Source organism: Limnohabitans sp. Bal53 (assembly GCF_003063355.1).
GTDB lineage: Bacteria > Pseudomonadota > Gammaproteobacteria > Burkholderiales > Burkholderiaceae_C > Limnohabitans_A.
Genome location: NZ_NESH01000001.1, coordinates 174,691 through 186,804, shown reverse-complemented (window position 1 = coordinate 186,804; position 12,114 = coordinate 174,691). Strand labels below are relative to the sequence as shown.

Annotated in this window: 15 protein-coding genes; 10 read left to right on the top strand and 5 right to left on the bottom strand. The window is 61.0% G+C overall.

Annotated elements, in window-relative coordinates; genetic code table 11:
• Nucleotides 1-5: 5 nt before the first annotated feature.
• The 4 genes from B9Z50_RS00830 to B9Z50_RS00815 are packed head-to-tail and all read right to left on the bottom strand — an operon-like array spanning nucleotide 6 to nucleotide 2,375.
• The gene (locus B9Z50_RS00830) at nucleotides 6-380 is read right to left on the bottom strand and encodes a site-specific recombinase resolvase (RefSeq protein ID WP_108361823.1); all 375 of its coding nucleotides are present in this window, start codon (nucleotides 378-380) and stop codon (nucleotides 6-8) included.
• A complete protein-coding gene (locus B9Z50_RS00825; RefSeq protein WP_108361822.1) occupies nucleotides 377-1,747 on the bottom strand; it encodes a recombinase family protein in 1,371 nt (456 codons plus the stop codon). Before B9Z50_RS00825 ends, B9Z50_RS00830 begins: the two co-directional genes overlap by 4 nt.
• Nucleotides 1,747-2,199 carry a DUF2924 domain-containing protein gene (locus B9Z50_RS00820; protein WP_108361821.1) on the bottom strand — a complete coding sequence of 151 codons (453 nt, stop codon included), beginning with the start codon at nucleotides 2,197-2,199 and terminating at the stop codon, nucleotides 1,747-1,749. Before B9Z50_RS00820 ends, B9Z50_RS00825 begins: the two co-directional genes overlap by 1 nt.
• Nucleotides 2,196-2,375 carry a hypothetical protein gene (locus B9Z50_RS00815; protein WP_370463035.1) on the bottom strand — a complete coding sequence of 60 codons (180 nt, stop codon included), beginning with the start codon at nucleotides 2,373-2,375 and terminating at the stop codon, nucleotides 2,196-2,198. Before B9Z50_RS00815 ends, B9Z50_RS00820 begins: the two co-directional genes overlap by 4 nt.
• Before the next feature lie 236 nt (nucleotides 2,376-2,611).
• On the opposite strand from B9Z50_RS00815, the gene B9Z50_RS00810 reads away from it, so the two are divergent.
• From B9Z50_RS00810 to B9Z50_RS00800, 3 genes are read left to right on the top strand one after another with little or no spacing between them, the layout of a single operon-like run.
• Complete coding sequence (locus B9Z50_RS00810) at nucleotides 2,612-3,196, top strand: LexA family transcriptional regulator (RefSeq protein ID WP_108362469.1); 585 nt, start codon at nucleotides 2,612-2,614, stop codon at nucleotides 3,194-3,196.
• A gap of 20 nt (nucleotides 3,197-3,216) precedes the next feature.
• Nucleotides 3,217-4,461, top strand: a complete 1,245-nt coding sequence (locus B9Z50_RS00805; RefSeq protein ID WP_108361819.1) for a glycine hydroxymethyltransferase — start codon at nucleotides 3,217-3,219, stop codon at nucleotides 4,459-4,461.
• The gene (locus B9Z50_RS00800; RefSeq protein ID WP_108361818.1) at nucleotides 4,458-5,444 is read left to right on the top strand and encodes a hypothetical protein; all 987 of its coding nucleotides are present in this window, start codon (nucleotides 4,458-4,460) and stop codon (nucleotides 5,442-5,444) included. Before B9Z50_RS00805 ends, B9Z50_RS00800 begins: the two co-directional genes overlap by 4 nt.
• Nucleotides 5,445-5,455: 11 nt before the next feature.
• Here B9Z50_RS00800 and B9Z50_RS00795 read toward each other — a convergent pair whose 3' ends face one another.
• Nucleotides 5,456-6,049, bottom strand: a complete 594-nt coding sequence (locus tag B9Z50_RS00795; RefSeq protein ID WP_108361817.1) for a DUF6088 family protein — start codon at nucleotides 6,047-6,049, stop codon at nucleotides 5,456-5,458.
• A gap of 224 nt (nucleotides 6,050-6,273) precedes the next feature.
• Between B9Z50_RS00795 and B9Z50_RS00790 the strand changes: the two genes are divergently transcribed.
• From B9Z50_RS00790 to B9Z50_RS00760, 7 genes are read left to right on the top strand one after another with little or no spacing between them, the layout of a single operon-like run.
• Nucleotides 6,274-6,486 (top strand): AlpA family transcriptional regulator, encoded by a 213-nt coding sequence (locus B9Z50_RS00790; protein WP_108361816.1) that lies wholly within the window; start codon nucleotides 6,274-6,276, stop codon nucleotides 6,484-6,486.
• Nucleotides 6,483-7,031, top strand: coding sequence for a hypothetical protein (locus B9Z50_RS00785; RefSeq protein WP_108361815.1), 549 nt, complete (start codon nucleotides 6,483-6,485; stop codon nucleotides 7,029-7,031). The genes B9Z50_RS00790 and B9Z50_RS00785 overlap by 4 nt, the downstream gene beginning before the upstream one ends.
• Nucleotides 7,028-7,846 (top strand): ATP-binding protein, encoded by an 819-nt coding sequence (locus tag B9Z50_RS00780; protein WP_108361814.1) that lies wholly within the window; start codon nucleotides 7,028-7,030, stop codon nucleotides 7,844-7,846. Before B9Z50_RS00785 ends, B9Z50_RS00780 begins: the two co-directional genes overlap by 4 nt.
• Nucleotides 7,847-7,857: 11 nt before the next feature.
• On the top strand, nucleotides 7,858-8,535 hold the full coding sequence (locus B9Z50_RS00775; RefSeq protein WP_108361813.1) for a hypothetical protein: 678 nt from the start codon (nucleotides 7,858-7,860) through the stop codon (nucleotides 8,533-8,535).
• A 14-nt stretch (nucleotides 8,536-8,549) separates the two neighbouring features.
• A complete protein-coding gene (locus B9Z50_RS00770) occupies nucleotides 8,550-9,011 on the top strand; it encodes a DUF6511 domain-containing protein (RefSeq protein WP_108361812.1) in 462 nt (153 codons plus the stop codon).
• Nucleotides 9,011-9,748 (top strand): hypothetical protein, encoded by a 738-nt coding sequence (locus tag B9Z50_RS00765; RefSeq protein ID WP_108361811.1) that lies wholly within the window; start codon nucleotides 9,011-9,013, stop codon nucleotides 9,746-9,748. Before B9Z50_RS00770 ends, B9Z50_RS00765 begins: the two co-directional genes overlap by 1 nt.
• Nucleotides 9,745-12,090, top strand: a complete 2,346-nt coding sequence (locus B9Z50_RS00760) for a phage/plasmid primase, P4 family (RefSeq protein WP_108362468.1) — start codon at nucleotides 9,745-9,747, stop codon at nucleotides 12,088-12,090. Before B9Z50_RS00765 ends, B9Z50_RS00760 begins: the two co-directional genes overlap by 4 nt.
• Nucleotides 12,091-12,114 lie beyond the last annotated feature (24 nt).

Below are 12,114 nucleotides of genomic sequence, written 5' to 3'. Positions count from 1 at the left end.
CGCTCCTATCGAAATTTTTCAAAAAGTGCTCTCTGCTCGCTCCAGAGGCTGGGGATGCGGTTTCGGATCAGCCAATGTGCCGTCAGACCTCTGGGCTGAACGCCGGCCATCAGTTCTTCAATCAGGTCAGGGGCCAGCAGTCCCATCCGCACCAGCCGGTTCACCGTCGATGGTGTGACGCCCTCAACCTTGGCAATGTCGGACCCACTGGCGTACACGCCGGTGTCTAGCAGGTCCTGCCAAAAGAGCCCACGAGCGACGACGTTAAGGATATTGACGTCGTGAGCAGGAGCGCCTGTGTTTGTGATTAATCTGCCCGCTCGTCGCTTCAAATTCAGCGGCACAAAGGTGGTCTGGTCGGTTGGCTCGCTGGATTTCATACTGCCTCCATCTCAACCAATTCAGCGCCAATGCTGTCCGGTGCAAACTCTTCGATCAAGGCTCGCCAGCCCAGCTCTCGCCATTTAACTTTCAGGCCACCGGGTACGATGTCCACACGCTCGATCATCAAATTCACGATGCGGTGCTGTTCAGCTGGGTAGAGTTGCTCCCAGACACTGCTCAGTTGACGCATGGCCATCACCGCCATGTCCTCGCGCACGGCTGCACCGTTGTTTCGGATGAACTGGCAGACGCCTGTCACAGATTCCGGGCTTGAGAGCACGGTTTTGATCTGGGCCACAGTGGCGGCCTCGACTGCGTCGGCAGGCAGGCGCGAGTAGGTCTTGCTTTCGGCACCAAACCTGGCCTCTGATTTCGAGACGTAATAGCGGTACTTGCGATTCTTCTTGTTGGCGTAGGTCGGGTACATCCGCTCGCCGGTGGGTGCGTACAGCAAGCCACGCAGCAGGGCATCTGTGCGCGAGCGCACTTTGGTTTTTACCGATCGCGTGTGTCCATCGCTGGCCAAGATCTCGTGGACCTGTCCCCACAAGCCGTGATCAATGATGGCGGTGTGCAGACCGGGATGCCAGCTGCCCTTATGCGAAATTTCACCCAGATAAAGCCGGTTGCGCAACAGCTTGTAGAGGTACTTCTTGTCAATGCGCGTGCCGTTGTGCATTTGGCCACTGCGAGTCACCCACGACTTGGTGGTGAAGCCTTCGGCCGTCAGGCCGGCTGCAATTTGTGTTGTCGACCCGTTGGTCAGCATTTCCTGGAAAATTCTCTGGACAATGGCGGCTTCCGCTTCATTGACGATGAGTTGCCGGTTTACCACGTCATAGCCCAGAGGCGGTACACCGCCCATCCACATGCCCTTGCGTTTGCTGGCGGCAATCTTGTCGCGGATGCGCTCGCCGGTGACTTCGCGTTCGAACTGGGCAAATGACAGCAGCACGTTGAGCATCAGCCTGCCCATCGACGTGGTGGTGTTGAACTGCTGGGTGACGGAGACAAAGCTCACCTTTTTGCGTTCGAACACCTCGACCATCTTGGAGAAATCGGCCAGGCTGCGTGTCAGGCGATCGATCTTGTAGACCACTACGATGTCAATCAGGCCTCGCTCGATATCGGCCATTAGGCGTTTCAGCCCGGGGCGTTCGGTATTTCCACCAGAGAATCCGGGATCGTCGTAATCGTCGGCCACTGGAATCCAGCCTTCTGCTCGCTGGCTGGCGATGTACGCATGACCAGCTTCCCGCTGCGCATCGATGGAGTTAAATTCCTGATCCAGCCGCTCGTCAGTGGAGACGCGGCAATACACAGCGCAGCGCTGGCGCACCTTGTTGCTCGGGGTGTCGCTCATTACAACGCCTCCCCAGGACGGCGCAGACCAAAAAACAGGGGGCCTGACCAAGATGTGCCAGAAATGTGGCGTGCTACCGCCGACAGGCTCTTGAAATACTTGCCCTCGTATTCGAAAGTCCCCTCGGCGGTCACTTTCACGTAGTGATCACGATCGGCCCATTCACGAACCAGGACGGTACCCGGCGCCAGGGTGATGTCGGGCCCCTTGCGACGGGTTTGGATCTTTGACTGCCGGGCACCGATGTTGGCAAGGCGGCGGCGGGTATCAGGATCCAGGCCACCAAGGGCTTCCTCCTGCAGCTTGTAGGCGATCCTGGACTCCAGGTAGACGCGGTTGGTCTTTTCCGGACGGGCCTTGAAGTAGCGATCCCAGAGCGCCCACAGGTCTGGCAGCGGGATCGATGACAGTGAGGCCACTTGCTTGGCCACGGATGATGATGTGTCGTTCATGACAACTCCTCTTGTTGAGACGGGGTTGTATGAACGCGCTGGTTGGGCAGAAAGCCAAGGCGTACTTCGCTATCACATGCTTTTTGTTCAGGCTTTTCTTTATGGGCCGTGCTTATGCGTAGCAGGCAGGCAGCCAGAATGGTGGTGATTTCGGCCGCGCGCTCTCCGGCGCTCATGGCGTCTGGATTCGGTAATGTTGGTATTTGCATTGGTCTCGGATCGGGAATCAAACGGTGTATGTGAATTTTCAGAATTCCCGTTCATTTGCACCAGAAGGAAGTCAGTGAGGGCTGGTGAGGCATGAGGAAGGCTGCGGAAAAGACGCCAAACTTTTTTCGTTCCATCCGCCGCCATGGCTGGGTTTGAGAGTTGCTTGCATGGCGAACGATCGTTCTCTATAATCAAGCTCATCATGAAAGCCCTCCACGATCACGAGCACCTGGCGACCCTGCAGCGCTACTACGCCCAGCACCGCGTGCTGCCGTCCTACGCCCGGCTGATGGAAATCCTGGGCTACGCGTCCAAGTCGGCGGTCAAGAAGGTGCTCGAGCGTCTGGAGACCGCCGGGATGCTGGAGCGCACCCCCGACGGAGACTGGGCGCCCACCGAGCGGTTCTTCGAACGGGTGGTGGCCAACGAACCCGTGCCCGCGGGCATGCCCGTGACCACCCTGGACGATGGCGTGGAACAGATGACCATCGACCGCTACCTGATCCAGGAGCCTGGGCAGACGGTACTGATCCGGGTCAAGGGTGATTCCATGATCAACGCGGGCATTCACAGCGGCGACCTGGCCGTCGTCGAGCGCCGCCACGATGCACAAGTGGGTGAGCAAGTGGTCGCCGTCGTAGACGACCAATTCACCCTCAAGACTCTCGGCCGCGACAAGCAGGGCTTTTTCCTGCTGCCGGCCAACCCGGAATTTGACGTCATTCGACCCAATGGCAAGCTGGAGATCTTCGGTGTCGTGGTGGGCCTGGTGCGCCGATACACGTAACCCCCACACCGGAGACAACCATGAAAATCTTCAACCCCCGCCACTTCCTGCGCCACATCTCGCCGACCGTCCTGCAGGACTTTGTGCAATCCCATCCCTTGGGGGCGCACCTGTCAGTCGACTGGAGGTTGCCGGAGGTGAAGTTGGCCCATGCGCTCACCGACGCCGTCGAAAACTTGCAGGCCCAACTGCTCGAAGACATCGCCTTGACCACGGCTAAAAAAGTTGCGCTCGAGGAAGACTTGTTCAGGTGGAACGAAGACCTGCGGCGCGCTCACATCACCGGCACAGAGGCCGGGGCCCGAGAGTTTTCGCTGGCGCTGGCCCATGACGACGACGCGCTGGGACATCTCCAGGGCATGGACCCACGCGAGCAGGCGCTGTGGATGCTCGCCCACCATGAACAGGTGTTTCGGGACATCGAGCTGCGTCTGGCGTTTCGGGCCAAGACCCATGGCCGCTCGTGGAAGCCCAGCCAGATCCTTCCCGACCTCGTGCCGCACCTGGATCAGGACTCCCTTGAGGCGTTCAAGCGGGATGTGGCGGCGCTGTATCAAAAGTCCGGCGGCGGCATTGGCTCACACATCGAGGTCAGCCGCTACGGTACCGACGGCAGCATCCAGTTCACGTTGTACGTCGAAGGGCCGATCACGGCCATTGCCCAGTTTCGTAAACACGATTTCAAGCGCATCGCCACCCGCGTCGCACTGGAAAACGCGCTGGTCTACCACCCCAAATCGGGCGTGGTGGAAACCGTGGTCAAGGGTGGTGCCAAAAACCACGCCGCCGTCCTCACCCTGTTTGCCAAGCACCTGGCCAAGACCGAATTGAAACCCGAGGCGATCACTCCCAGTCGGTTCAAGCTCAGCGTTTTGAATGACGGTCTGCTGGCGCCGAAGGAAGACTGGTCAACGCAAGGTATCCAAAAGGTTCGGCTGCGCCGGGCCAAGTTCACGCCGGCCGACCAACGCAGCAGTGCCATCCAGATCGAAGCCAGCCCCGAGGCCAATCGCGAGGATGCCATTTGCGTGGCCCGCGACAAGCTGAAAGTGGCGCACTCTTTCGACAGCGAATTCGAGATGGACCGTGCCACTCTCATGGTCTACACCCGTGACCAGGTAAGCAGCCGAGAGGGTCACTTCAGTTTCGACGTCTACGCCAGCGGTTCGACCACCATCAAAAACCTGTCTCACCGCAATCAGCAACTGGCGCAGTGTGTGATGCGCAGCCTGGGTATCGTCGAACCGTCTGGTGCTGGGGTATGAGTCAGACGCAGATTGAGGCCACGGCCTTGCTGTGCCGGATGCTGGAGAGTACTGCCAAGGAAATCTCAGGGCCGCTGTTGTCTGATCCGGGCAATCAGGACGCTCTGGCGCAACTGCGGCGTGAACACCTGGTGGGTTTTGGTGAGCCGCTCAACTGGTTGCAGTGCCCAGAATGCCGCGATGACATGGCTCGCGTGGTGCGTGAGCTGCCCGGTGACATGGTGCTCCTGCTGTGTGGCGGCGACTGTGAAGACTTCGAGGCGCCACGCAGCGTGTGCCAAACCACGGTGGTCAACACCGAACGTGTGGTCGGCTATGTGGCCACGGGGCTGGATCTGAACCGGCATCAGGTCGAATGCCTCGTGCCCGACCTGGTCTGGCGCATGGGCCTGGTCGAGGAGCGACGCGGAAAGCCGGTCACCTGGTACTTTGCCCGTCATCTCAATCGCGAGGTCACTGCTCACAAACTTCTGACCCATTTGGCGAGCCACCGTGCCGACCGAAGTGCCCGAATCCTGACCAGCAGCCCAGTGCCATTGCCGACCAGTTCCCCGCTGGCGCAGTACGAGGTGGTGCATCTGGCCGATGTGATGCGCGTGTCACAAAACCGCTTTGAGTTCTTTGCCAACCGCGTCATGGAACCAGCCGCCGTTTACCAAGTGCATGATTCGGCGACGGATCGGGGCACGACGCTGCGGTATGTCCGCACCGAGCGCAATGCCTACATCGACGGCGTGGCCTATCCGCTGGAAGCCATGCAGGTGAACATTCTGCTGGCGCTGATGGACGACTTCGACCACCGGATGGAGGGCAGCGCACTGCGCGATGCCTGTGGCTCGTCAGCCAGGAATTTCCGGCCGGTCAAGCAATTCGACCGCAACAAGATCGTTTACGAAACTTTCATCCGGTACGTCCCTGGTGACAAGGAATATGAGCTGATTATTTGTGCAGGTGACAGCGATTGGTTGACATTACGTCGATGAGCGCAAGGTGATCATCCTTGGATGGCTTCGCTCACGACTCGGGCCATCCATGTGGGCATCATTTTTCTGACTGAGAGCAAGTCTTGCCAGTCTTCTGGCGTGAGCTGTTTCGTGAGCCGGCGAAGAGCTGCAGGTGAGGTCTGCGGTCCCGACCATCCCAGTGCGCGGATGACTCGGCCTGCCTGTCGCTTGCCCAGCACCAATTGCCAACGATTGCCGTGCTTAAGCTCGATCACCCGTTCTCCCAACTGCAGCTTTCGCGCTGGCCCTGAGGTCAAAAAAACATCTCGCGTTGGCACCTGTGATGTCAAACCGAGTGCATTTGCCTCGGCTGCCCCGTGATTCACTACGACTTCACCACTGGCGGCGGTGATCGCATCAATGACGCTCTCCATGGATGGCGGACGGGTGCCAAACCGACCCGCCACAGAACGCGTGTAAGCACCGCGCCCAACACGTAATAGCTGTCCCTCCTTGGCCAGGCGTGACAGCGCTTGATCCACAGCGGCACGACTGGCCAAGTGCAGAAATTCCTTGGGCGAGAGCAAGCCCCCTTCAGACAAAGCCGTGGCTGCAGCAAGGATTGATTCGGTCAAGTTACTCATGGCTGTGCTCGAAGTGTCAGAAATTTAGTTTGATATCTGACATTTGGCAAGGCTTAGTTTTCGAGATCGTGTTGAGGCAACACCTCACGCTGCAGATTTGTGGACTGTTTCTGTGGACTCTGCGGACTGGTTTGTGGACTCCCGATTGATGCAATGCCAGCACTGGTTAGCGCCGCCCACAAGTCGCTTGAAACCAGGGCTCATCAACCATCAAGGAGATTCACGTGAACACCTCTGTCGTCGTTCCGCTTATTTCACAAAGTCAGCTGGCACATCGCTGGCGACTCAGTCTGTCCACCATCGAGCGGTGGCGTTGTGAGGGCAAAGGCCCCATCTATCTGAAACTGCGTGGTCAAGTGCGATACCGCCTTGAGGATATCGAGGCTTTTGAGGAAAAAAGCACTCGCAACAGTACCAGCGAGGCGGTGTCGTCATGAACACCGTTGCCACCACACCCATTACCGAATCCTCGGCGCTCGAGGCCGCCTTCGAGCGCAGCGGCATTTCACTGCCCGTGCCGTTCATGGAGTTATCGGCCACGGTCATTCGTGATCTGCCGCTGGCCCATGTGGCTGACCTTAAGCGTTTCGAGGCGGCAGCCAAATCCGAACTGGCCGCACTGTCCAACATGATCCAGACGGGCCTGGACATGCGCTACGGCGAACAGGCCAAGGCCCAACTGCTTGCCGAAAACAAGGACACCGGCACCACGCATGTGTTCGATGGCGAGTTCGATGTGGCCGTTGAAGTCAGTAAAGACGTGTCCTGGGATCAGAAGGAACTGCAGACCATCTGGAGCCGCATGGTCGCAGCCGGTCAGGAACCGACCGAATTCATCACGGCCAAGTACAGCGTGAGCGAATCGCGCTTCAAGGCCTGGCCCGAGGTGTTCCGTCAGCCCTTCATGGCCGCGCGCACGGTCAAGCCCAAGGCAGCCAAGTTCACCTTGCGCAAGCCCTCTGCAGGCGAAGGAGCACAGTGATGTTGCCCATCATCTCCGCCGAAGAACGGCTCAAAGAACGCCACAGCGCCAAGGTTGGCTTGGTCGGTTTTCCCGGCGTGGGCAAAACCACCCAGCTGCGAACCCTCCCACCGGCGTCCACGCTGTTCGTGGATCTGGAAGCCGGCGACCTCTCGGTCAAGGACTGGCCGGGTGACACCGTTCGCCCCTGCACCTGGCAGGAATTCCGCGACCTCGTGGTGTTTCTCGCTGGGCCGATGCCGACCGCATCAGCTGACCAGGCTTTCAGCAAGGCGCATTACGACCATGTCTGCGCCACCTATGGCGACCCGGCGCAGTTGGCCAAGTACGACACCTACTTTGTCGACAGCCTTACCGTGCTCTCCCGACTGTGCCTGGCCTGGTGCAAGACCCAGCCGCAGGCCTTCAGCGAGAAAACCGGCAAGCCCGACAACCGGGGGGCTTACGGCCTGCTGGGCCAGGAAATGATCACGGCGCTCACGCACCTGCAGCACGTGCGCGACAAGCACGTCATCTATGTCGCGATTTTGGAAGAGAAGACCGACGACTTCAACCGCCGCTACTACCAGCTGCAGCTCGAAGGCAGCAAGACAGCACTGGAACTGCCGGGCGTACTCGATGAGGTGGTGACGCTAGCCGTGCTCAAGGCCGACGACGGCTCGACCTACCGGGGCTTTGTGACCGGTGCCGACAACAGCTTTGGCTTTCCCAGCAAAGACCGCAGCGGCCGTCTCGACTCCATTGAAGAACCCCATCTGGGCCGGCTCATCGCCAAGTGCTTAGGCCAGACCAAAACCTCCGACAACACGAATTGAAAGGACACCCCATGAATACCTATGACCACGCCACAGCCGCTGCCAGCTGGAGCGACTTCAACGACGCTGAAGCGCAGCAAGGTGGCTTCGACCTGATCCCGCGCGGCATCTCCGTGCCCGTGCGCATGACCATCAAGCCCGGTGGCCATGACGATCACACCCAAGGCTGGACTGGCGGCTATGCCACCCAGTCCTTTGACACCGGTGCGGTGTACCTGGCCTGCGAGTTCGTCGTCACCGATGGCCCGTTTGCCAAGCGCAAGATGTGGTCCAACGTCGGGCTGCACTCGCCCAAGGGTCCGACCTGGGGACAGATGGGGCGCAGCTTCATCCGGGCCGTGCTCAACAGTGCGCGCAATGTGCAGCCCCAGGACAACACGCCCCAGGCTGCGGCTGCCCGGCGCATCAACAGCTTTGCCGATTTGGACGGCATCGAGTTCCTGGCCCGCGTCGATGTCGAAAAAGACGGCAAGGGTGAAGACCGCAACGTGGTCAAGATTGCCATCGAGCCCGACCACAAGGACTACGCCCCCCTTGCCGGCATGCACGCCCCGGGTGGCGGCCACAGGGGCGGTGGTGGCCACTCTGGCGCACCGGTACAACCCACGCCCGCCTACGCGCAACAGGCGCCCCAGGCGCAAACGTCGCGCCCGGTGGTGCCCACCGGCAAGCCCGCCTGGGCTCAGTGAGAGGGGCGACATGCATGCGAGGCAAATGCTGGGTGTGCTCGCGCCAGGCGCGCGGGCTGGGACACACCGACAACCGCCACCCGATTGGGGATGCCAAGCGCTATCCACTGGACTGGGTGTTTTGCAGCCGGCGCTGCCAGGACATCTTTCATCAGATGTACGGGCGCTGGGTCGATGCGCACAAATTCGGGCAGGAGGTCGAGATGATTGATGCCACGGACATTGAACGCTCGGCCATGCGCTCGTGCCTGCGCGCTTTTGGCGAGGTGGCCGGTGACATTGGCTTCGACAAACCACTGGGTGCGTACTCGGAAAAGGAGGCCCTGCGGGTAATTGATGCGATCGTCACCCGGTACACCGAGACCATGGTGGCCCACCACGCCGAGGCCAAGTACCCGCCGGTGCGTGGCATGAAGCCCACGGTCGACGATCCCTTCGCCGATCTGGAAAGCGATTTGCCCTGGGAGACGCCCTGATGCTGGACTTCAACCCATCAGCCAGCCTTTCAGGCCGGATCGAAGCCTTGGTCGACCAGGCGTTGGAGCAGGAGCGCGACGACACGCCACCGCGCCAATACCTGGGCGGCTCTCGCCTGGGGGTGTCGTGCGAGCGGCAACTGCAGTTCGAGTATGCGAAGGCGCCGGTCGACCCTGGTAAGGGCTTCGGCGGCCGGCTGCTTCGCATCTTCGAGCGAGGGCACCAGACCGAAGCCATGGTCATTCGCTGGTTGCGCATGGCCGGCTTCATCCTCAAAACCGAGGACGCCGATGGCCGGCAGTTTGGCTTCAGCGTGGCCCAAGGGCGCCTGCGCGGTCACGTCGATGGCGTGCTCGTGGGCGGGCCAGAAGGTTTTGCCTACCCAGCCCTTTGGGAAAACAAGTGCCTGGGGTCCAAGTCCTGGCGTGAGCTGCAGAAACACAAGCTGGCCGTGGCCAAGCCGGTCTACGCCGCCCAGGTTGCGGTCTACCAGAGCTACCTGACCCTGCACGAGCACCCAGCGCTCTTCACGGCGGTCAACGCCGACACGATGGAAATCTACGCCGAGCTGGTCCCCTTCGATGCGGGGCTGGCGCAGCGCATGTCCGACCGGGCCGTCAAGGTCATCCAGGCCACCGAAGCAGGCGAGCTGCTGCCGCGCAGCTTTGCCGAATCCACCCACTTTGAATGCAAGTTCTGCGCATGGGCGCAGCGTTGCTGGAACCTGAATCGATGAACACAGAAGAAGAACACTCACACCCTTTGCCCGGACCACCTGGTCTGGATTTCAATGACGACGCTCCGGTTCAACAACCGGTGCCAACCACCCCACCATCTGACCGCGACGACGTCCGGGCTGCGCTTTTGGGCCGACTCGAATCGGTCCTGCTCAGCTTGTTTCCTGCCGGCAAGGTTAAGCGCGGCAAGTTCCTGATGGGCGACATCCTCGGCAGCCCGGGCGACAGCCTGGAGGTTGTGCTCTCGGGCGAGAAAGCCGGTCTGTGGACCGACCGCGCCGATGACTCCGGTGGCGACATCTTCGATCTGATCGGTGGCCACTTCGGCATCGATGTCCATGCTGACTTTGCGGCGGTGCTGTCGCGCTGCGCTGACCTGGTTGGCCGCAGCACCGCCACACAGGCACGTCGCAGCAAGCAGGAAGCTCCTGTCGACGAGTTGGGCCCCGCCACCGCCAAGTGGGACTACCTCGATGGCGAAGGCAAGCTGATCGCGGTCGTGTACCGCTACGACCCGCCCGGCGGCAAGAAGGAATTTCGCCCCTGGGATGCCAAGCGCCGCAAGATGACGCCGCCGGAACCTCGGCCACTTTACAACCAGCCCGGTATGCGGGCGGTGGACACCGTCGTCCTGGTCGAGGGAGAGAAATCGGCGCAAGCCCTGGTCGAGTTGGGGCTGTGCGCCACCACCGCCATGCACGGCGCCAACGCACCCATCGAGAAGACCGACTGGTCGCCGCTGGCGGGCAAGGTCGTGTTGATCTGGCCTGACAAGGACAAACCCGGCTGGGAATATGCCGACCGTGCATCCCAGGCCATCCTCATGGCCGGGGCTCGCACCTGCCACATCCTGTACCCGCCAGAAGACGCACCAGAAGGCTGGGACGCTGCCGATGCGCGTGTTGAAGGCTTTGACGTTGGCGGCTTCATCACCCATGGCCCGCGCATGCAAATGCACCTGGTCGACGACGACCCGGACACCCTCGCCAATGCAGCGGGGCCGGAAGAAGCGGTATGGGGGACGGAGGATGCGCTGGCGCTGTCCTTTACCCGCAGGTATCACAAGGACTGGCGCTATGTGGCCGGCTGGGGAAAGTGGCTGGTGTGGGATGGACAGCGCTGGCGCTCGGAAGATACGCTCGCTGCGACCGACCTGATCCGTCATGTCTGTCGGCACGCCTCGCTCAACACCCGCAATCCGCGCATTGCATCCAAGTTGGCTGCGTCCAGCACGGTAGGCGGTGTGGAGCGTTTGGCGCGCGCTGACCGCCGCCATGCCGCCACCACGGAGGAATGGGACGCTGATCCCTGGCTGCTCAACACCCCGGGTGGCGTGGTGGATCTGCGCAGCGGTCGCCTGCGACCACACGAGCGTGCCGACCGGATGACCAAGATCACCACGGCCACGCCGCGCAGCCAGTGCCTGCAGTGGCGATCGTTTCTGAACGACGTCACGGGTGGCGACCAGACCTTACAGGACTATCTTCAGCGCATGGTGGGCTATGCACTGACTGGTTCCACACGTGAGCACGCGCTCTTCTTCCTCTACGGCACTGGTGCCAATGGCAAGTCGGTCTTCGTGAACACCCTGGCCGACATCCTGGGGGACTACGCCACCAACGCGCCCATGGACACCTTCATGGAGACGCGCACAGACCGGCATCCGACCGACATGGCGGGTCTGCGCGGCGCGCGCTTCGTGGCGGCCATTGAGACCGAGCAAGGCCGGCGCTGGGCAGAGTCCAAGGTCAAGAGCCTGACCGGGGGCGACAAGATCGCCGCGCGTTTCATGCGCCAGGACTTCTTCGAGTTCTTCCCGCAGTTCAAGTTGTTTGTGGCTGGCAACCACAAACCGGCCATTCGCAATATCGACGAGGCCATGAAGCGGCGGCTGCACCTGATCCCGTTCACGATCACCGTGCCACCCGAAAAACGTGACAAGCACCTGCAGCAAAAGCTGCTCGCAGAACGCGACGGCATCCTGGCTTGGGCTCTGGAGGGATGTCTGGCATGGCAACGGCTGGGCCGACTCGATCCGCCGCAGCAGGTTGTGGACGCCACGGACGAGTACTTCGAGGCCGAAGACGCCCTGGGACGATGGCTCGACGAGCGCTGCATGCGTGTGGGCACCGCGAAGTCGCTGACCGCTGAGCTCTTCACGGATTGGAAGCAGTGGGCGGATGCGGCTGGCGAATACGTCGGATCTCAGCGTCGATTCTCGGACCTATTGATCACACGAGGGCTGGAGAAATGGCGCAACGGCGTTGGCGTTCGAGGCTTTCAGGGTATCGGCCTCAAGAGCCCCATCACGCCCGCATACACCCCTTACGCCGACAACTGACGGACATGAAAACAACCCGTCTGA